Source organism: Streptomyces sp. NPDC051364 (assembly GCF_040682115.1).
GTDB lineage: Bacteria > Actinomycetota > Actinomycetes > Streptomycetales > Streptomycetaceae > Streptomyces.
This window is the reverse complement of sequence record NZ_JBFBAH010000026.1, coordinates 1-17,497: the sequence shown is the minus strand read 5'-3', so window position 1 is coordinate 17,497 and position 17,497 is coordinate 1. Positions and strand designations below refer to the sequence as shown.

Sequence of the window (17,497 nt, the reverse complement as noted above, 5' to 3'; positions counted from 1 at the left end):
ATGCATCAGACGGCAAACATCAAGGGGCTGCTCTGGCCGCTCTCGTCACAGGGTGAGGCGGAAAGGGAGTTCACGGGCCGACGGCCCGACGGTGATCTCGCGGTCGTCGCCAGACCTGTCGCCACCGTCACCGTCGTGCTCGCCGACGCGCAGCCCGCGATTCGCCACGGAGTCCGTTCCGTCCTGGAACGGTCCGGGGGGATATCCGTGGTCGGCGAGGCCGCCACGGCGGACGAGGTGATCGCGGAGACCTCCCGCTGCCGGCCACACGTCCTCGTGGTCGACCCGCTCATGGACGAACGGGCCGGTATGCGGGTGATATCCGAAGTGCTGAGATTATGGCCCGAAACGGGCATCCTCGTCTTCAGCTCGGTCGACGACGACCGGGTCATCACCGCCGCGCTCCAGGCCGGTGCGCGCGGCTATCTGTTCAAGCGGGCCGACGCGGACCAGATCCTGCGCGGTATTCAGGCCGTCGCGGCCGGTGAGGGAATCGTCGATAAGTCGATCGCCAACCGGCTCGGAGCCCTGATGTGTCCGGCGTCGACCGGGCAGTATTACTACCCCTTCCCGCAGTTGACCAACCGGGAGCGGGACGTTCTGGAGCGTATCGCCGCGGGCAAGTCGAATGCCGCCATTGCCCGTGAGCTCGTGCTCGCATCGAAGACCATCAGCAACCGCGTCTCCACGATATTCGGCAAACTCGGCGTGGCCGATCGGTCCCAAGCCATCGTGCTGGCCCGCGACGCCGGTCTGGGGCACGGCTGATCCGTCGATATCGCCACATGCGGCAGCGTGCGGCAGATTCCCGTTCGGCAAGGGAACAATTCCCCTGTCGAAAGGGAGCCGCCTTCTTCTAGCCTGATCGACGTCGCCCGCCGCCGGAATGCCGCAACGCCGCAACGCCGCAACGCCGCAACGCCGCAATGCAAAGACGTCGAACGGAGCGGAACGTTGACCGACCAGGAACAGCCCGACGTGGAGATCCGCACAGCGGAGCCGGACCACCTGCTCCGGGAACACGGCCTGGACCTCAAGCTGCTGTACCCCTGGCCGGGGCTGGAGGCGCCGTTCCGCGGGGCATGGTGCGTCCTGCGCCCCGGCGACGTGTCGGAGGCGCACGCCCACCACGAACGCGAGATGTTCATCGCCATGGCCGGCCGCGCCGAGGTGGTCTGCAACGGCCGCCGGTGGGAGCTCGCAGCGGGGGACATCGCGCTCATGAGGGGCGGTGCCGAGCACCACATCGTCAACGCGCACGACACGGACTTCTCCTACTACGCGATCTGGTGGGGCCGGAGCATGTCGGCCGAGTTCCTCGCCGGGCAGCCCGCGCAGAACACCGAAGCGGACACGGCCACGTGATCGACTACGACGGCCGCAGGTTCCGCAAACCGCAGGGCGACGTCCGCACCGTCGCCGTCTACCACCAGCAGGGCGACCTGGTCTGGGGAGAGGTCGTCGGCGGTGAGGTGCGGCGCGGGTGGACCGTCGGCACCTGTACGCCGGACGGCACCCTGTCCATGGGCTACACCCTCGTGTTCGCGACCGGCGAGGTGGTCTGCGGGCGCACGGTCAACACACCCGAGGTGGCCGAGGACGGCCGCCTGCGGCTGCGCGAGGTCTGGGAGCGCTACGGCCCGCACGCCGCGACGGGGATCTCCTACATCGAGGAGGTGCAGTGAACGGCGCATCCGAGGCGGACTGGCAGCGTCTGGAGAAGACGGTGACGGGCCGCGTACTGCGGCCCGGCGATGCCGGTTTCCGCGAGTCCAGCACCCCGTTCAACACCCGCTACGCCTCGACCACGCCGAACGGCGTCGTGTCCGCTGCGAGCCACGGCGACGTACGGCACGCCATCGAGTGGGCCCGCGACACGGGCGTCGGCCTGGTCGCCCGCAGTGGCGGCCACAGCTACGCGGGCCACTCCGTCAACACCGGCCTCGTCCTCGACCTCAGTGCACTGAACACCGTCGTCGCCGACGGCTCCACCGGGCTCGTCACGGCCGCCGGCGGGGCCCGCATGGCCGACGTCCACGCGGCGGTCCAGCCCCATGAGATGGCGTTCGCGCTGGGCAACGGCGCCTCGGTCGGCATCGCCGGCCTCACGCTCGGCGGCGGCTCCTCCTCCACCTCGCGCAAGCTCGGACTCACCGCGGACGCCCTCGTCCGGACCACACTCATGACCGCCGAGGGCGAGGTGCTGACCTGCGACGCCCAGGAGAACCCGGACCTGTACTGGGCCTGCCGCGGCGGCGGAGGCGGGAACTTCGGCATCAACCTGTCCTTCAGCTTCCAGGCCACCGCGGTGCCCGACGTCTCCACCTGCCTGCTGCTGTGGGACGGGGCCGACGCCCCCGCGGCCTTCGCGGCGGTGCAGGAGGCCGCCCGGCACGCACCCGACGAGTTCTCGGTCCGCCTCGGCGTCGCCGCCGCCGGCGGCAGCGACCCCGTGGTGTCGGCCGTCGGACTCCACCTCGGCCCCGCGAGCGAACTGCGGGAGCTGCTCGCCCCGGTCCTCGCGGCGACCCGGCCCGTACGCGAGGACATCGCCGACCGCACGTTCTGGGAAGCCAAGGACTACCTGCTGCACGAGACCTCCGCCGGGGCGTTCGCCGTACGGACGAACTTCGCCACCGAGCCGCTGCCCCCCGAGGCCGTTGCCGCCGTCATGTCCCGGCTCGCCGGCCGGCCGGGCAGTGGCAACCCGGACGGCTGCGGCCTGGCCCTGTACACCTGGGGCGGCGCGATCAACCGGGTGGCCCCGGCGGACACCGCATTCGTCCACCGCGACGCACAGTTCCTCGTCAGCATGGACACGTCCTGGACCGGGCAGGACGGTCCGGACATCGTGGCGGCGAACCTGCGCTGGCTCGCCGGTCTGCAGGAAGAGCTCGCGCCGTACGTGGGCGAGGGCGCGTACCAGAACTTCATCGACCCGGACCTGCCGGACTGGCGCACCGCCTACTACGGCGCCAACTATCCGCGGCTCGTGGAGATCAAGAAGCGCGTGGACCCGGACGGCTTCTTCACCTTCGGACAGGGCATCGGATCGTGACGGGACCGTGCCGGTCCCGTCGGTAGCCGTGCGCATCTTGCGCATCTTCTGTACCGGCCTGGGTAGGCGGCTTCCATGAGCGAGGAGACCCGCACGCTGCTTCTCGGTGGCGGGACGCACGGAACCGTCACCCGCTGCCGGGACTTCACGCGCCACGCGCTCGCCGAGTGGCGCTGGATCACCGACGAGCCCACCGGTGGGCCCGGCGCGCAGCACCCGTACGGCCCGGAGCGGCAGGAGGCCGCCGAGGACGTCCTGCTGCTGGTCTCCGAGCTGGTGAGCAACGCCTGCATCCACGGCGGCGGCCCCCGCGCGCTGGTGCTGCGCCGCAGCGCCGACCGGCTCCGGATCGAGGTCGGCGACGGGAGCCCCGAGCACCCCCGTCGCCTGCGGAAGGCCGGTTCCGCCCTGCCGGGCGGGCACGGCCTGCTCGTCCTGGAGCGGCTCGCCCGGAGCTGGGGCTGGGAGCCCTACGCCGACGGGCAGGTCGGCAAGACGGTGTGGGCGGAAGTCCAGGTGCCGCTCACGGCTCCGGTGGCCCGTCCTCGAGGAGGCCCGACCGCAGAGTGGTCAGCGTCCGGTTGAGCAGCCGCGAGACGTGCATCTGCGACAGCCCCAGCCGCTCGCCGATCTCGGACTGCGTCAGCCCGTGGCCGAAGCGCAGCGACAGCAGGATGCGCTCCCGCGCGGGCAGTTCGGCCAGCATCGGCTTGAGCGACTCCAGACACTCGATCGTGTCGTACGCCGCCTCCTCCTCCCCGAGCGAGGGCCGGTCGGCGTACGCGTTCCGGTCGCCGTCCTCCTGCACCGGCGCGTCCAGCGAGCGCGCGGAGTACGCGTGCGCCGCCTTCTGCCCCTCCACGAGCTCCTCGGGCGTGACGTGCAGCTGCCCCGCCAGCTCGGCGTCCGTGGGCTCACGGCCGAGGTCCTGCTCCAGTGCGTCGTGCGCCTTGGCGGCGTCGATCCGCAGCTCCTGGAGCCGCCTGGGCACTTTGACGGCCCAGCTCGTGTCGCGGAAGAACCGCTTGATCTCGCCGACGATGGTCGGCATCGCGAAGGTGGTGAACTCCACCCCGCGCTCCGGGTCGAACCGGTTGATGGCCTTGATCAGGCCGATCGTGCCGACCTGGACGATGTCCTCCATCGGCTCGCTCCGGCCGCGGAACCGGCGGGCGGCGAATTTCACCAGGCTCAGGTTGAGCTCGACGAGGGTGTTGCGTACGTAGGAATACTCGGCGCTGCCCTCGTCGAGGGCCCGCAGCCGGTGGAACAGCGCCCCCGACAGCGCTCGGGCGTCACCGGTGCTCACACTCAGCGTGTCCTGCGGAATGCTTTCGGTGATGTCTGCGTACGGCATCTCGGCTCCTCCGACGGGTGGTCGCGCCGCAGAGGGCTGCGGCACGGCCGTCTCGTGAGCTGTCCTTCGGGATATACCCCCGTCCGGATGATATGAAGCCGCGCATTCTGGAACCCGCAGCGAAACCGCAGCTCAGGGCCCTGCCTCCGGGGAGCGCAGGGCCTGGCGCACCGACCAGACCACCGAGACCAGCGGCACCGCCACCACCGCGCCCAGTACGCCCGCGGCGATGGCCCCCGCGACCACGGACAGGGCGACGACGACCGGGTGCAGCCGCACCGCCCAGCTCATCAGCATCGGGTGCAGCACATGCCCCTCGATCTGCCCGATGATCACGATCAGGCAGACCACCAGGCCCGCGACCAGGGGCCCCTTGGCGGCCAGCGCGACCACCACGGCCACCGCGAGGGCGACCGGCGAGCCGATCAGCGGGACGAACGCGGCGAAGAACTCCAGCAGCGCGAGCGGCACCGCCAACGGCACGCCCAAGGCGTAGAGCGCGATCCCCACCAGGATCGCGTTGGTCGCGGCGACGAGCACGATGCCGTGGGTGTACCCGGTGAACGTGCGCCACGCGGCCCGGCCGGCGACCGAGATGCGCTGCTGCGCGCCCTGCGGGAACTGGGAGCACAGCCAGCGCCACTGCCTGTCACCCGAATAGATGAAGAAGACCGAGCAGAACAGTGACAGGGCCACCACGGTCAGGGCCGCCACCAGCCGCCCGGCGCCGGTCACGGCCGTGCTGAGCAGGGTCGCGCGATGGCTGGAGAGGTAATCGCCGATCCGGTCCCGCAGATCGCCCAGCGCATGCGGGCTCAGCCGCAGGGGCGGCCGCTCCAGCAGGGGCTCGAGCCGGTCCAGCCCCGCCCGGAACTCTGCCACCAGCGAGTTCCACTCCGCCGCCACCGTCTCGCCGACGAACGCGAGCGCGCCCAGCCCGAGCACGATGCTGCCGACGAGTGCGCAGGCCACGGCGAGGGAGCGGGGAATCCACCGGGCCAGCAGATCGGCCACCGGGCGCAGCAGTGCGGTGGCGACCAGGCCGAGGAAGACGGCCACGCCGACCTCGTGGAACCGCCCCAGCACGATGAACACCGCGTACACGACCGCGCCCACCATGAGCAGCCGCCAGGAGTAGGCCGCGGCCGTCCGCAGCAACGGCGACACGGAGGACGCGTACGGCCTGACGGCGGGCCTCCCGCCCGGGCGGCGGCCGCGGGCGCGGGCGCGGCGGGCGGCCACCCGGCCGCGCGGGCCCTCCGTACGCGGCCCCTCCGTACGCGCCCCGGCCGGGCGGGACTCCGGCCGCCCTGCGGATCGCCTGGTCATGTACCGCCTCTGCCGGTGGCCCGATGGGTGCATTTCCCTGTGAACTGCCACGCTGGATCCGGTACCCCACGCACCCGGAGCCAGATTCGCCCGAAGGAACCGCCGAATGCCCCGCGGCCCGCGGCAGGATCCGCCTCTCTTGCTTGAGGCGCTCCCCGCGGGGCAGGAGCAGGGCCCGCGGGACCGCGGGCTGACGGGCACCGACCGTGCCGGGGCCTTGGGAACCCGAGGAGGTGGAGCTGGTGCGCATCGCTCTTCCGACGGCGTCCACAGGCGCCGAGGAGCCCGAAGAGAGCAGGAGTCCGGCGCGACATGATCACGGTCGGGGTTGAGGAAGAGTACGTCCTGCTGGATCCCGTCACGCATCTGCCCGTGGCCCTGGCGGAGGAGGTGCGGGCAGCGGCGGGTCTCGTGTCATGGGTGGGCGAGGGCGAGGTGCAGAACGAGCTGCTCCAGGCCCAGGTCGAGGTCGCCACACCCGTATGCACGGACCTGGACGAGGTTGCGGGCCATCTGCTGCGGCTGCGGCACGCGGTCGGCTCCGCCGCCGAGGAATACGGCTGCCGCCTCGCCAGCTCCGCAGCGGCGCCCCTGCGCGACGCGGTGCCGGTCCCGGTCACCCAGAAGCCGCGGTACCTCAAGATGCGGGACGAGGCCTGCCGGCTGGTCGACGAGCAGCTGATCAACGGCATGCACGTGCACGTGGCGGTGCCCGACCGGGAGATGGGCGTGGCGGCCCTGAACCGGCTGCGCGTCTGGCTTCCGACGCTTTTGGCCATGTCGTCGAACTCGCCGCTGTGGGACGGGTGCGACACCGGATTCGCGAGCTGGCGCACGATCGTCTTCGGCCGCTGGCCGGTCAGTGGCCCGACACCCTTCTTCCGTACGCTCGCCGACTACGAGGAGCGCATCGAGGCGCTGCTGGACGCGGGGCTGATCGCCGACCGGGGCCAGCTCTACTGGCAGGCCAGGCTGTCCGAGCGCTACCCCACGCTGGAGGTGCGCTGCCTGGACGTGCAGCTGGAGGCCAGCGACGCGGTGCTGCTCACCGGGATCGTCCGTGCGCTGGTCAGCACCGCGATCGCCGAGGAGAAGGCCGGAGTCGCACCCCCCGAGTGCTCGCACGAGCTGCTCCAGGCGGCCATGTGGCATGCGGCCCGGCACGGCCTGGACAGCACCCTCATGGACCCGCAGGGCCACCGGCGCAGCTCCGGCGACGTGCTGTGGCTGCTGATGCGGCACATCACGCCCGCCCTGGAGGAGGCCGGGGACCAGCGCGAGGTGGGCTCCCTGCTGCACCGGCTCCTCCAGCAGGGCACGCCCGCGGACCGGCAGCGCCGCGCGCTCGCGGACGGGGGCATGGCGGCCCTCGCCGACCTGATCACCGGGCAGGGCGCCGTGAGCGGGGGCTGACCACTGCCCGGGCCGCGCCTCGCCGACGTGCGGGGCCGCCGCCCGGACGCGAGGATGAGCGGGACGAAGGACGGAGCGTGAGTGGTGGAGATTTCTACGAGGGAGGTCTTCGGCGCCCCGTGCTGGGTCAGCCTGATGGCCCGCGATCTCCAGGGAACCCAGCAGTTCTACGGTGCGGTCCTCGGCTGGAAATTCCGGCCCGCCCGGCTCGGCGAAGGGTGGACGGTCGCCGAGCTGGACGGGCTGCCGGTCGCCGGGATCGGGACGCTGACCGCGGACCTGGCGGTCGCCGTGGCGTGGACCCCGTACTTCGCGGTCGACGACGCCGATGTGACCGCGGACCGCATCCGCGAGCGCAGCGGAACCGTCGCCGTCGGTCCGGTCTCCTTCCCCTCCGGCGGCCGCGGCGCGCTGGTCGCCGACCGGGACGGCGCGGTCTTCGGCATCTGGGCCGGCGGGGTGTCGGGCGACTGGCGCGTGGGCCGCGGCCCGGCGCCCGCCTGGCTGGAGCTGCGGACGAGGGACGCCTTCGAGGCGGCGATCTTCTACGGCGAGGTACTGGAATGGGCCACCGGCCGTCCCGGCTGCTGCGAGGTCTCCTACGAGAACGACCAGGTCGTCCTGCGGCAGGCGGGCGAGCCCGTCGCCCGCCTGGACGGCGGGATCACCGAGGCCGCGGCGCACGCACCGGAGACCAGGCCCCGCTGGCACGTCTACTTCCGCGTCCCGGACCTCGACGAGGCCATCGAGGCGGCCACCGCCGCCGGCGGGACCACCCTGTCGACCGTCGTCTCGAGCGCCACCGACCGCTGGGTCACCCTGCGCGACCCCGAGGGGGCGATGTTCACCCTCACGGCCGCCCGCGAGGAGCCGGGGACGGCCTGAGCACGCGCGGTGGGGCGAGCCCGGCAGCAGGTCAGACCTGGGCGGCTCCGCCGTCCACGAACAGTTCGATGCCGGTGATGTAGCTGCTCTCCTCCGAGGCGAGGAACAGCGCCGCCGCGGCCACTTCCTCCGGGCGGCCGGTCCGGCCCAGCGGCACCCCGGACGTCACCTCCTCCAGGATGGCGGCGGGCGCCCGCGCCAGCGCGGGCGTGTCGATCGGACCGGGGCTGAGCGCGTTCACCCGGATCCCGCGCCCCGCGAGCTCCAGCGCCAGGCTGCGCGCCATCGACCGTACGGCCGCCTTCGTGGCTCCGTAGATGCCGAACCGGGTGGACCCCGCCGAGCCTGCCGTCGAGCCGAGCAGGATGACCGAACCGCGCTCCCCGAACAGCGGCAGCGCCCGCTGCACGGTGAAGAAGGTCCCGCGGAAGTTCAGGTCCGAGACGGTGTCGAACTGCTCCTCGGTGAACTCGGCGACGCCGCCCGCCTTCCCGCCGCCGGCGTTGGCCACCAGGACGTCGATCGCCCGGCCTTCGGCCTCGACCGCCGCGAACAGCCGGTCGAGGTCCGCCGCCTTGGTGACGTCACCCGGCACCCCGACGGCGCAGCTCCCCAACTCCTCCACAGCCGAGGCGAGTTCGTCCTCGCGGCGCCCGGAGACGAACACCCGGGCACCCTCCCGTACGAACCGGTGCGCCGTCGCCAGTCCGATGCCGGCCGACCCGCCCGTGATCACCGCGACCTTGCCGTCGAGCTGTCCCATGAGCGCAGAGAGTCCGGCAGCCGCCCGGGGAAGTCAAGGGCCGCGCGGCCCGCAGGCGGGCCGGATTCCGCCCGGCCCGCGCGGCTCTGTGGGCCCAATGGCCCACCACGCTCGCGGGCCGCTGCCGGGCGGTGTCCGCTGGCAGGGTGAACCAGGTGTTCCCCCTGCCCGGCCGCCGATGGTGGACGGGACTGCCCCCGGCCGCGGGCGCCGCCGTCATGGCCGCCGGCATCCTCTCCGTCGGCCTGCACCTGATCGGGTCCGAGGTGCTGTCCCTGGCAGCGCTGGTCGTCGCCGCCGCGCTGTGGCTCGTACTCGCCGCCGATTTCACCACCCGGCTCGTGGGCGACCGGGGCCGCTTCCGGGCCGAGGCGGACACCCCGGCAGCCCTGACGGCCGTGGCCGCCACGACCGTGCTCGGATGCCGGTTCTCCCTGCTGGGGTGGCAGGGCCTCGCCGCCGCCCTGCTGGTGCTGGCGGCGGCGCTGTGGCCCTGGCTGCTGCTCGCCGTCGTACGGCACTGGAAGCGCCGGATGCCGGGGGTCGCGTTCCTCGTCTGCGTGGCCACCCAGGGGCTCGCCGTCCTGGCGGCGATCCTGGCCGCCGCCGTACACCGCGACTGGCTCGCCCGGGCCGCACTGGTGGCCTTCTGCCTCGGCCTGCTGCTGTACGCGGTGGCCCTCGTCCACTTCGACTTCCGCGAGGTGGTGCGGGGCGCGGGCGACCACTGGGTAGCCGGCGGCGCACTGGCCATCTCGGCGCTGGCGGGATCGAAGCTCACGGCCTCACCCGTATGGACCGGTTCGGCGCACACGGCGCTGCGTACGGCCACGCTGGTGACGCTCGCCCTGTCCCTCGGCTGGTACGCGCTCCTCCTCGCCGCCGAGCTGCGCCAGTGGCGGCCGCACTACGACATCCGGCGCTGGGCGACCGTCTTCCCGCTCGGCATGACGGCCACCGCCTGCCTCTCGGCGGCCGGCCCCACCGGGGTTGGATGGCTGTTCCCGCTGGGCGAGATCCTGCTCTGGATCGCCGTGGGCGCATGGCTGCTGACTCTCGCCGCCCTGGTCGCCACCCACTCCGGCATGCGGCAGCGCTAACGAGCCTCGGGGCCGGCCCGCCCAGTGGCCGTTACGGCGCCCGCCACCGCGATCCAGAGGAGCAGGGCCACCGCCAGTGCCAGCGCCCAGCGGGATCCGTGGTGGAGCGTCAGCAGCCCGCCCGCCAGGGCCCCGCCGAACAGCACCGCCACCGACACGAGCCGGCGTACGGCGGTCCGGTCCCATGGCTCGGCGGCCAGGCCCGTCAGCGTCCGGGTGACGACGGTGGTGGTCAGGTCGGGCACGGCCAGCCGGAGCACGACGGCGTTCTGCAGGCCCATGCCGAGCGCGAGCAGCCCCACCACCGGCAGCGGCCCGCCCCCACCCGCCGTCAGCGCGAGCGCCCCGGCCACGAGTACGGCCTGCACCGCCACCAGCGGCGCGAACATCCGCACCGGCTCCCGGCCGCGGCGCAGCCGGCCGGCGGCCGTCGCACCGGCCAGGAAGGCGGCGAGCGCCAGCAGGGAGGCCGTGGCCGACAGTTCACGGTCCCCGGCGAGCGCGAAGCCGAGGAAGACCACGTTGCCGGTCATGTTGGCGACGAAGACGTGGTCGAGCCCGAGGAAACTCACCGCGTCGACCACCCCGCTCACGAACGTCAGCGCGACCAGCAGCGTCGGCAGCACCCCGTGCGGCCCGCTCCCGCCCTCCGGCCCCGGTGGGAACAGCAGCGCGGCCAGCGGCCGCAGGAACCCGCGCCGGGCGGCGGCACTCACCGCGGCGGACCCTCCGCCTCCGGGCCGGCGGTACGGGCCAGGAGCGCGAGCTGCAGCCGGTTCGCGGCGTCCAGCTCGGCCAGCATCCGGCCGACCAGGTCCTTCACCGCGTCCTGCGCCAGCTGCAGCCGCTCGCCGATCTCCCGGTTCGCCGGCCCCTCGGCGACCAGGCCCAGCACCTCGGCCTCCCGCGCCGACAGGACCTCCAGTCGCTCCCGCGCCTGCCGGCGCTGCGCCGCGGCCGGGGTGCGCAGGCCGTCCAGGACGTCACGCAGCACCTGCGGGGACATCGCGGCATCGCCCTCCTGCACCGCGCGCAGGGCGGCGAGCAGTTCCTCGCGAGGGGCGTCCTTGGGGAGGAAGGCGTCCGCGCCGAGGGTCAGGGCCTGCTCCACATCCGCGTCGAGCCCGAGGCCCGTCGTGACGACGATGTGCGCGGCGGCACCGGAATCGGGTGTGCGCAGCGCCGCCGTCGCCTCCAGCCCGTTCATCCGCGGCATGTGGATGTCCAGCAGCAGGATGTCCGGCAGGTGCGCCCGTACGGCCTCGACGGCCTCGTGCCCGTCGGCGGTCTCGGCCACCACACGGAACTCGCCGGTCGACTCGACGGACGTCCGCAGCCCCCTGCGCACCACGGGCTCGTCGTCGGCGACGACCACCCGCCCCACGTGGCCGAATTCCATGCGCGAACCCCGTTCGGAAAGGGACGTCCGCAGAAACCGTACCCGCCGAAGTAGCGGCATCGACCGAACGACCCGGGTCGAGGAGGCTTGCCGCGTGGCGACTGTCAGCGGCCGTCAGTAGGGTCCCCTCATGGCATACACGTTCCAGGTGACCATCGATTCCGCCGACCCGCACCCCCTCGCCGATTGGTGGGCCGACGCCCTCGGCTGGGAAGTGGAGCCGACCGACGAAGAGTTCATCCGCAAGATGGTCGCCGCAGGCCAGGCCACCGAGGACGACACCACCACCCACCGGGGAGCCCTCGTCTGGAAGGTCGGCGCCGCCATCCGCCACCCCGAAGGGATCGAGCGCGCGCCCCGTGTCCTCTTCCAGCTCGTCCCCGAGCCGAAGACGGCCAAGAACCGGGTCCACCTGGATGTCCGTACCGGCTCCGACAACCCGCAGGACGTCGTGGAGCGCCTGATCGCCAAGGGCGCCCGGCACCTGCACGAGGGCCGCCACGGCCCCTACACCTGGACCACACTCGCCGATCCGGAAGGCAATGAGCTCTGCGTCTCGCACTGAGAGATCTAGGCTGCACCCGTGAACGTCATCCTCTTCGGCGGAACCGGAATGCTCGGCCGGGGTGTTCTGCGTGAGTGCCTGCGCGACGACACCGTCACGGCCGTCCTGTCCGTCGGCCGCACCCCGCTCGGCGTCTCCCACCCCAAGCTGCGCGAGCGCATCCAGGACGACCCGTCGGACCTCTCCGCACCGGACCTGGACCTGGCCTCGTACGACGCCTGCTTCTTCTGCCTCGGCGTCTCCGCCGTCGGCATGAAGGAGCAGGACTACCGCCGCGTCACGCACGACCTCACCCTCGCCGCGGCCCGTCCGCTCGCCGCCGTCAACCCCCGGCTGACCTTCGCCTACGTCTCCGGGGAGGGCACGGACAGCACCGAGCAGAGCCGTTCCATGTGGGCCCGCGTGAAGGGGGAGACGGAGAACGACCTGCTCCAGCTGCCGTTCCAGGCCTACATGTTCCGCCCCGGCCTCGTGCAGCCCGTACGCGGCGTGCCCTCCAAGACCCCCCTCTACCGCGCCGCCTACCTGGTCACCGCGCCGCTCTTCCCGCTGCTCCGCCGCGTCGCGCCGAACCTCGTCACCACCACCGAGGCGCTCGGCCGCGCGATGATCAACGTCGCGAGGCCCGGAGCCGACGTCCGCACCCGCATCCTGCGGCCCCAGGACATCAACCGCCTGGCCCAGAGCCCTCCGGACCAGCGATAATTCGGTACCGGGCACATCCTCCCGCACGTGAGAATGAACCATCTCGAACCGGGAGGAACCCATGGGCCACAACCAGGCCTACCCGACGCTGCACGACCTGCTGCCGCAGCAGGAGCTGGCGGCTGCCATCGACGCAGGGCACGTCACCCGCAAGTCGCACCCCGAACTGCCGCTGTCCATCTACACGTACACGCGGACGGCACAGTACGGGCGCGTCTGGAACCAGGTGACCACGCGCTGCCGCGGACTCGTCGCCGACGACTCCACCGGCGCCATCGTCGCCCTGCCGCTGCCGAAGTTCTTCAACGTCGGCGAGCACGAGTCCGGCCAGCCGTACGCACCGGCCCTGCCCGACGAGCCGTTCGAGGTGTACGACAAGGTCGACGGCAGCCTCGCCGTGGTCTTCCACTACGCGGGCAGCTGGCGCGTCGCGTCCAAGGGATCCTTCATCAGCGCCCAGGCCACCTGGGGCGGGCGCCACCTCGACGCCCGTGACACCTCGGCCCTCGTCCCCGGCGTGACCTACCTCGCGGAGATCCTGTACCCGCAGAACCGTATCGTCGTCGACTACGGCGACCGCCGGGACCTGGTGCTCCTCGCCGCGTTCGCCCTGGACGGCACCGAGGTCCCGCTCGCCGAGGCCGCGGTCCACTGGCAGGGGATCGGATCCGTCGTCACGGTGTGGCCCGCCATGCCGCTCGCCGAGCTGCTGGCGCTGGCCGAGTCGAACCCGCTGCCCGGCGGGGAGAGCGCCGCCGGCACCGATGCCGAGGGATTCGTGCTGCGGTTCGCCTCCGGCCTGCGCGCGAAGGCCAAGCTGTCCGAGTACGTACGCCTCCACAAGCTGGTCACCGGTGTCACCGAGCGGGACATCTGGCGCAGCCACGGCATCGAGCGGTTCGCCGGCCTGCCCGTCAAGGAGCTGGCGCAGGGCCTGCACTGCACCGTCGCCGACATCGAGGCCGCGGGCGGCAAGCCGCTCGACGCGCTGCTGGAGCAGGTGCCGGACGAGTTCGACACCTGGGTGCGCGAGGTGGTCACCCGCCTCGAGGACGCGGCGGCGCAGCGCGAGCGCGCCATCGACGAGGCGTTCGCGCAGCTCGCCCCGCTGGCAGGCGACCGGGGCGCGTTCGCGCGCGCCGTGCGGGCCCTGCCCGACCGCCGGATCCGTCCCGCGATGTTCCTGCGCCTGGACAACCGGTCCACCGAGCTCGTCGTATGGCGGGACGTGCGGCCGGAACCGTCCGACCCCTTCACCACCGATGAGGAGAACTGACCAGTGTCCGAAGACCCCGCACGCCCCGTCGTCCATGTCATGACGGGGCTGCCGGCCTCGGGGAAGACGACGGCCGCGCGCGCCCTGCAGGCCGGGGCCGCGGGCCGGATGCGCCGCGTCAACCTGGACGACCTGCGGGCCATGCTCGACCTTCCCGACCCGGAGCGCGGCCGCTCGTACCGGCACGAGCAGACGGTCCTGGCCGTCCAGGACGCGGCGGTGCGCGCGGCCGTCGACGACGGCTTCGACGTGGTCGTCGACAACACGCACCTGACCTCGCACATCCCCAAGCGGCTCAAGGCGGCGGTCGCCGGACGGGCCACCTTCGTCGTGCACGACTTCACCGACGTGCCGGTGGAGGAGTGCCTGCGCCGGGACGCAGCGCGGGAGCGGCCGGTCGGCGAGGAGATCATCCGGATACTCAACGACAAGCGAATGAGCACCAAGAAGGGCGGCTGGCGGCTCACCGCGGAGTGGCTGAACGACCAGCCCACGGTCGAGCCGTACGTGGCCGACCCGGCGCTGCCCTCGGCGGTGATGTGCGACATTGACGGGACGCTCGCGCTGACCGGCGACCGCAGCCCGTACGACTTCTCGCGCTGCGAGATCGACGCGCTCAACGAGCCGGTGCGGTACGCGCTGGACGCCTTCCGGCGCGCCGACGGCGACACCATCGTGCTGCTGTCCGGGCGCGGCGAGGAGAACCGGCCGCAGACGGAGGCGTGGCTGGAGCGGCACGAGGTGCCGTACGACGAGCTGTGGATGCGCCCCCTCGGCGACACGCGCCGCGACGACGTGGTGAAGGCGGAGCTGTTCGACGCGCACGTGCGGCACCGCTTCGCGGTACGGGTGTCGCTGGACGACCGGGACCGGGTGGTCGCGGTCTGGCGCCGGATGGGCCTGCCCACCTGGCAGGTCAACTACGGCGACTTCTAGGCGCCGGCGGGCACGGGCGGCGCAGGCAGCTGCCCGTGCCTGCTCATACTGGGGCCATGAGCGTGTTGATCGTGGACGCCGCTAACGTCGTCGGGTCCGTACCGGACGGCTGGTGGCGGGACCGGCGGGGCGCGGCCGAGCGGCTGCGCGACCGCCTCGCGGAGCGGGACCCGGCCGAGGGCGGGGCAATCGAGGGGATCGGGGCGATCGAGGAGATCGTCCTCGTCGTCGAGGGCGCCGCCCGCGGCGTCGAGTCCGTGCCCGGAGTACGGGTGGACTCGGCGCCGGGGAGTGGTGACGACCGGATCGTGGAACTGGCCGCCTCCTTCGCGGAGCGCGGCTGTGTCGTGGTCACGGCGGACCGGGAACTGCGCGAGCGGGTCCGGGCGTACGGGGCGGAGTGTGTGGGGCCGCGTACCGTACGCCCGGCGGGCTGACCGGAAGGGTCAGTCGCACCACTTCACGTGGTCCAGGTTCTTGATGTAACGGGCGGTGATCCAGGCCTTCTTGTGCTCCTTGCCGTGCTTGCCGTCCTTGCCGTCCTTGCGGTCCTTGCGGTCCTTGCGGTCCTGCCCGTTGCGCAGGTCGTCCCCGTCCTGCCCGTCCTGCCCGTCCTGCCGTCCGTCGTGCTCACCGCGGCCGCCGTGCTCATCGCGCCCGCTGTCTTCATCGCGCCCGCTGTCCTCATCGCGACCGCCCTTGTGGTCCTCCTTGATGTGCAGGCGGTACCAGATGTTGTTGCCGTCGATCGACTCGCCGTACGTCTTGCACACGATGGCGACCTTGTGGTCCGGCTTCACGTGGCCCACGACGTCGGCACGGGTGTTCGGCTTGCTGCGGATCTTCAGCGGGCCCCGCGAGATGACCTTGCCGACGGTGTACTTCTTGTCGTCGTAGGTGCCGGACTGGTCGTTCTCCGGCTCGAGAAGGACGGCGTCGTGCGACGGCTTGTCGGCCCTCGGGCTCTCGTCCGCGGCGGCGGCGCCCGCGCCGACCGAGCCGAGCACCAGGCTTCCGGCGGCGAGAGCGAGGACGGTCCTGGTGGGCTTCTGCATGTGCAGGCTCCTCTACGAAGACATCCGCCCGGCCGCGGTCTGCCGCGGGCCGGGGCGGCAACCATTCGGTCGCCACGGTCGACTATGGCGAGACCGGGTCGTATCGACCCGGTGACGCACCGGCGTTTCGCCCGAAATGCCCAATCAGTCCCCTCGGGCCCCGGTCGGACCCTCGCTATGCCGCTCAGCCGAGGCACCCGTTCGAGGGACTCCGGTGTCCCCTACATCTGGCTAGCATTTCTGTCAGTGCTCGTCGTGCGGTCCCACACGGGTTCGCACGGTCGTGCGCGTCCGACGAGGAGGGGTCCGATCATGCAGATCGACAACGGCGTGGTGGCGAGCGAGATTCCCGGCGCGGTATGGGTCAAGAGCAGTGCCAGCGTGGGCAACGGCAACTGCGTGGAGGTCGCCGCCGTGGCGGGTGGCGCTGTGGCGATGCGGAACTCGCGCTTCCCCGACGGTCCCGCCCTGGTGTTCACGACCGCCGAGATCGAGGCGTTCATCGACGGCGCCAAACATGCGGAATTCGACCATCTGACCGGATGACACCTCAAGTCGAGGCCACGGCTTGAGGGGCAGGGGGAGGCGGCCCATGCTGTGACGGACCATCGCCCCAGTCATAGGGAGTTCTGATGCCCGCCCTCCCTGAGCCGCTGCCCGAGCCCGTCGCTCCCGTCCTGCCGATGGGAAACGATCCGGCCCGGGCGGCGGCCGACCGCTTGCTGGGACAGGAACTGCGCAGGTGCCGAGAGGCCCGCGGCCTGACCCTGCGCCAGGTCGCACCGGTCATCCGTGGATCGGTGTCGAAGATCAGCCGGCTGGAGCGCGGCGAGAGCCCGCCGAAACCGCGCGACGTACGGGATCTCGCCCGCCACTACGGCGTCGACGCCGAAGAGCTACGGGTGATCGAACGGCTCCTGGAACACGCGCAGGACTCCGAGTGGTACGAGCAGTTCAGCGACGTCACCCCCGATTTCCTCAGGCGCCTGATCCAGCTGGAGGGCGACGCCGAGGAGATCTGCGTCTACGAGAACCTCGTCGTCCCCGGCATCCTCCAGACCCGCGACTACGCCCGGTTCATGGTCCGGGCGGTCATGCCCGGCGCCGACCCGGAGGAGGTCGAACGGGTCGTCGAGCTGCGCACGGAACGGCAGCTGCGGCTGATGGACAGCCCGCTGCCCCGGGTGACCGCCCTGCTCGAGGAAGGCGTACTGCACCGCCGCTGCGGGAACGCGGCCGTGATGCACGAGCAGCTGAACCACCTGCTGCGCGCCGGCGACACCGACAAGGTGAGCATCCGCATCCTCAGGATGACCCGTGAGTACGGGGCCACACCGCCCTACCCGATCACGCACCTGAAGTTCCGCGACGGGGAGCACGCCGAGCTGGCGTACGTGGAGCACATCAACGGCGCGAACTACGTGACGAGGCCGCGGGCCCTCGACGACTACCGCAACGCCCTGAGCAACCTGCGGAACGTGGCGGTCTCCAAGGACGAGAGCGTCGAGCTGATCCTCGAGGCGAAGCGCCAGTTCAGCGACGGAAGCGAAACCAGCGCCGACTAAGCGGCCTCGGGGAAGTGGGGCACGCCCCCGCGCCGCCCGGCACGGCGCCTCGCCGCGTTGTCGCAGCACCCTGGTACGTCCAGTACAAGCG

21 protein-coding genes are annotated in these 17,497 nt (G+C 72.2%); 15 read left to right on the top strand and 6 right to left on the bottom strand.

Going from position 1 to position 17,497, the window contains the following annotated elements; genetic code table 11:
• From AB0M76_RS33715 to AB0M76_RS33695, 5 genes are all read left to right on the top strand, one after another.
• Positions 1-768, top strand: coding sequence for a response regulator transcription factor (locus tag AB0M76_RS33715; RefSeq protein ID WP_365956561.1), 768 nt, complete (start codon positions 1-3; stop codon positions 766-768).
• Between the two features lie 186 nt (positions 769-954).
• Complete coding sequence (locus tag AB0M76_RS33710; RefSeq protein ID WP_365956560.1) at positions 955-1,365, top strand: cupin domain-containing protein; 411 nt, start codon at positions 955-957, stop codon at positions 1,363-1,365.
• Positions 1,362-1,685 carry a hypothetical protein gene (locus AB0M76_RS33705; protein ID WP_266661206.1) on the top strand — a complete coding sequence of 108 codons (324 nt, stop codon included), beginning with the start codon at positions 1,362-1,364 and terminating at the stop codon, positions 1,683-1,685. The genes AB0M76_RS33710 and AB0M76_RS33705 overlap by 4 nt, the downstream gene beginning before the upstream one ends.
• Positions 1,682-3,058, top strand: a complete 1,377-nt coding sequence (locus AB0M76_RS33700) for an FAD-binding oxidoreductase (protein ID WP_365956559.1) — start codon at positions 1,682-1,684, stop codon at positions 3,056-3,058. Before AB0M76_RS33705 ends, AB0M76_RS33700 begins: the two co-directional genes overlap by 4 nt.
• A 75-nt stretch (positions 3,059-3,133) precedes the next feature.
• Positions 3,134-3,643, top strand: coding sequence for an ATP-binding protein (locus AB0M76_RS33695; RefSeq protein ID WP_365956558.1), 510 nt, complete (start codon positions 3,134-3,136; stop codon positions 3,641-3,643).
• Here the strand turns inward: AB0M76_RS33695 and AB0M76_RS33690 are convergent.
• Positions 3,582-4,415 (bottom strand): RNA polymerase sigma factor SigF, encoded by an 834-nt coding sequence (locus AB0M76_RS33690; RefSeq protein ID WP_365956557.1) that lies wholly within the window; start codon positions 4,413-4,415, stop codon positions 3,582-3,584. The genes AB0M76_RS33695 and AB0M76_RS33690 overlap by 62 nt on opposite strands.
• Before the next feature lie 132 nt (positions 4,416-4,547).
• Positions 4,548-5,534: an AI-2E family transporter gene (locus AB0M76_RS33685; RefSeq protein ID WP_365956620.1), complete on the bottom strand. Its 987-nt coding sequence runs from the start codon at positions 5,532-5,534 to the stop codon at positions 4,548-4,550.
• 522 nt (positions 5,535-6,056) lie between these two features.
• Here AB0M76_RS33685 and AB0M76_RS33680 point away from each other — a divergent pair.
• The gene (locus AB0M76_RS33680; RefSeq protein ID WP_365956556.1) at positions 6,057-7,157 is read left to right on the top strand and encodes a glutamate--cysteine ligase; all 1,101 of its coding nucleotides are present in this window, start codon (positions 6,057-6,059) and stop codon (positions 7,155-7,157) included.
• A 135-nt stretch (positions 7,158-7,292) separates the two neighbouring features.
• Entirely contained in the window at positions 7,293-8,042 is a 750-nt protein-coding gene (locus tag AB0M76_RS33675; protein WP_365956619.1) for a VOC family protein, read from the top strand.
• A gap of 31 nt (positions 8,043-8,073) precedes the next feature.
• Here AB0M76_RS33675 and AB0M76_RS33670 read toward each other — a convergent pair whose 3' ends face one another.
• Positions 8,074-8,805: an SDR family oxidoreductase gene (locus AB0M76_RS33670; RefSeq protein ID WP_365956555.1), complete on the bottom strand. Its 732-nt coding sequence runs from the start codon at positions 8,803-8,805 to the stop codon at positions 8,074-8,076.
• 146 nt (positions 8,806-8,951) lie between these two features.
• Between AB0M76_RS33670 and AB0M76_RS33665 the strand changes: the two genes are divergently transcribed.
• Positions 8,952-9,905, top strand: a complete 954-nt coding sequence (locus AB0M76_RS33665) for a tellurite resistance/C4-dicarboxylate transporter family protein (protein ID WP_365956554.1) — start codon at positions 8,952-8,954, stop codon at positions 9,903-9,905.
• On the opposite strand, the gene AB0M76_RS33660 is transcribed toward AB0M76_RS33665, so the two are convergent.
• Both AB0M76_RS33660 and AB0M76_RS33655 read right to left on the bottom strand, forming a co-directional pair.
• Positions 9,902-10,621, bottom strand: coding sequence for a YoaK family protein (locus tag AB0M76_RS33660; RefSeq protein ID WP_365956553.1), 720 nt, complete (start codon positions 10,619-10,621; stop codon positions 9,902-9,904). The two genes, AB0M76_RS33665 and AB0M76_RS33660, sit on opposite strands and share 4 nt — an antisense overlap.
• Positions 10,618-11,304 (bottom strand): response regulator transcription factor, encoded by a 687-nt coding sequence (locus AB0M76_RS33655; RefSeq protein ID WP_365956552.1) that lies wholly within the window; start codon positions 11,302-11,304, stop codon positions 10,618-10,620. The genes AB0M76_RS33660 and AB0M76_RS33655 overlap by 4 nt, the downstream gene beginning before the upstream one ends.
• A gap of 130 nt (positions 11,305-11,434) precedes the next feature.
• Between AB0M76_RS33655 and AB0M76_RS33650 the strand changes: the two genes are divergently transcribed.
• The 5 genes from AB0M76_RS33650 to AB0M76_RS33630 all read left to right on the top strand — a co-directional run bounded on the left by AB0M76_RS33650 (position 11,435) and on the right by AB0M76_RS33630 (position 15,223).
• A complete protein-coding gene (locus tag AB0M76_RS33650) occupies positions 11,435-11,869 on the top strand; it encodes a VOC family protein (protein ID WP_365956551.1) in 435 nt (144 codons plus the stop codon).
• Positions 11,870-11,887: 18 nt separating this feature from the next.
• The gene (locus AB0M76_RS33645; RefSeq protein ID WP_365956550.1) at positions 11,888-12,574 is read left to right on the top strand and encodes an epimerase; all 687 of its coding nucleotides are present in this window, start codon (positions 11,888-11,890) and stop codon (positions 12,572-12,574) included.
• Between the two features lie 61 nt (positions 12,575-12,635).
• Positions 12,636-13,850: an RNA ligase gene (locus tag AB0M76_RS33640; protein WP_365956549.1), complete on the top strand. Its 1,215-nt coding sequence runs from the start codon at positions 12,636-12,638 to the stop codon at positions 13,848-13,850.
• A 3-nt stretch (positions 13,851-13,853) separates the two neighbouring features.
• The gene (locus AB0M76_RS33635; protein WP_365956548.1) at positions 13,854-14,786 is read left to right on the top strand and encodes an AAA family ATPase; all 933 of its coding nucleotides are present in this window, start codon (positions 13,854-13,856) and stop codon (positions 14,784-14,786) included.
• 56 nt (positions 14,787-14,842) lie between these two features.
• Positions 14,843-15,223 carry an NTP pyrophosphohydrolase gene (locus AB0M76_RS33630; RefSeq protein WP_365956547.1) on the top strand — a complete coding sequence of 127 codons (381 nt, stop codon included), beginning with the start codon at positions 14,843-14,845 and terminating at the stop codon, positions 15,221-15,223.
• Between the two features lie 9 nt (positions 15,224-15,232).
• Here AB0M76_RS33630 and AB0M76_RS33625 read toward each other — a convergent pair whose 3' ends face one another.
• Positions 15,233-15,841 carry an SH3 domain-containing protein gene (locus AB0M76_RS33625; protein ID WP_365956546.1) on the bottom strand — a complete coding sequence of 203 codons (609 nt, stop codon included), beginning with the start codon at positions 15,839-15,841 and terminating at the stop codon, positions 15,233-15,235.
• A gap of 312 nt (positions 15,842-16,153) precedes the next feature.
• Here AB0M76_RS33625 and AB0M76_RS33620 point away from each other — a divergent pair, with 312 nt between their 5' ends.
• Together AB0M76_RS33620 and AB0M76_RS33615 are read left to right on the top strand one after the other, a co-directional pair.
• Complete coding sequence (locus AB0M76_RS33620; protein ID WP_365956545.1) at positions 16,154-16,387, top strand: DUF397 domain-containing protein; 234 nt, start codon at positions 16,154-16,156, stop codon at positions 16,385-16,387.
• Between the two features lie 86 nt (positions 16,388-16,473).
• Complete coding sequence (locus AB0M76_RS33615; protein WP_365956544.1) at positions 16,474-17,406, top strand: helix-turn-helix transcriptional regulator; 933 nt, start codon at positions 16,474-16,476, stop codon at positions 17,404-17,406.
• Positions 17,407-17,497: the final 91 nt, after the last annotated feature.

Coding starts and splice junctions, on each gene's coding strand:
- AB0M76_RS33695 (WP_365956558.1), top strand. CDS start 3,134: ATGAGCGAGGAGACCCGCACGCTGCTTCTCGGTGGCGGGACGCACGGA.
- AB0M76_RS33685 (WP_365956620.1), bottom strand. CDS start 5,534: ATGGTGGGCGCGGTCGTGTACGCGGTGTTCATCGTGCTGGGGCGGTTC.
- AB0M76_RS33625 (WP_365956546.1), bottom strand. CDS start 15,841: ATGCAGAAGCCCACCAGGACCGTCCTCGCTCTCGCCGCCGGAAGCCTG.
- AB0M76_RS33655 (WP_365956552.1), bottom strand. CDS start 11,304: ATGGAATTCGGCCACGTGGGGCGGGTGGTCGTCGCCGACGACGAGCCC.
- AB0M76_RS33650 (WP_365956551.1), top strand. CDS start 11,435: ATGGCATACACGTTCCAGGTGACCATCGATTCCGCCGACCCGCACCCC.
- AB0M76_RS33680 (WP_365956556.1), top strand. CDS start 6,057: ATGATCACGGTCGGGGTTGAGGAAGAGTACGTCCTGCTGGATCCCGTC.
- AB0M76_RS33715 (WP_365956561.1), top strand. CDS start 1: ATGCATCAGACGGCAAACATCAAGGGGCTGCTCTGGCCGCTCTCGTCA.
- AB0M76_RS33640 (WP_365956549.1), top strand. CDS start 12,636: ATGGGCCACAACCAGGCCTACCCGACGCTGCACGACCTGCTGCCGCAG.
- AB0M76_RS33675 (WP_365956619.1), top strand. CDS start 7,293: ATGGCCCGCGATCTCCAGGGAACCCAGCAGTTCTACGGTGCGGTCCTC.
- AB0M76_RS33670 (WP_365956555.1), bottom strand. CDS start 8,805: ATGGGACAGCTCGACGGCAAGGTCGCGGTGATCACGGGCGGGTCGGCC.
- AB0M76_RS33620 (WP_365956545.1), top strand. CDS start 16,154: ATGCAGATCGACAACGGCGTGGTGGCGAGCGAGATTCCCGGCGCGGTA.
- AB0M76_RS33615 (WP_365956544.1), top strand. CDS start 16,474: ATGCCCGCCCTCCCTGAGCCGCTGCCCGAGCCCGTCGCTCCCGTCCTG.
- AB0M76_RS33690 (WP_365956557.1), bottom strand. CDS start 4,415: ATGCCGTACGCAGACATCACCGAAAGCATTCCGCAGGACACGCTGAGT.
- AB0M76_RS33630 (WP_365956547.1), top strand. CDS start 14,843: ATGAGCGTGTTGATCGTGGACGCCGCTAACGTCGTCGGGTCCGTACCG.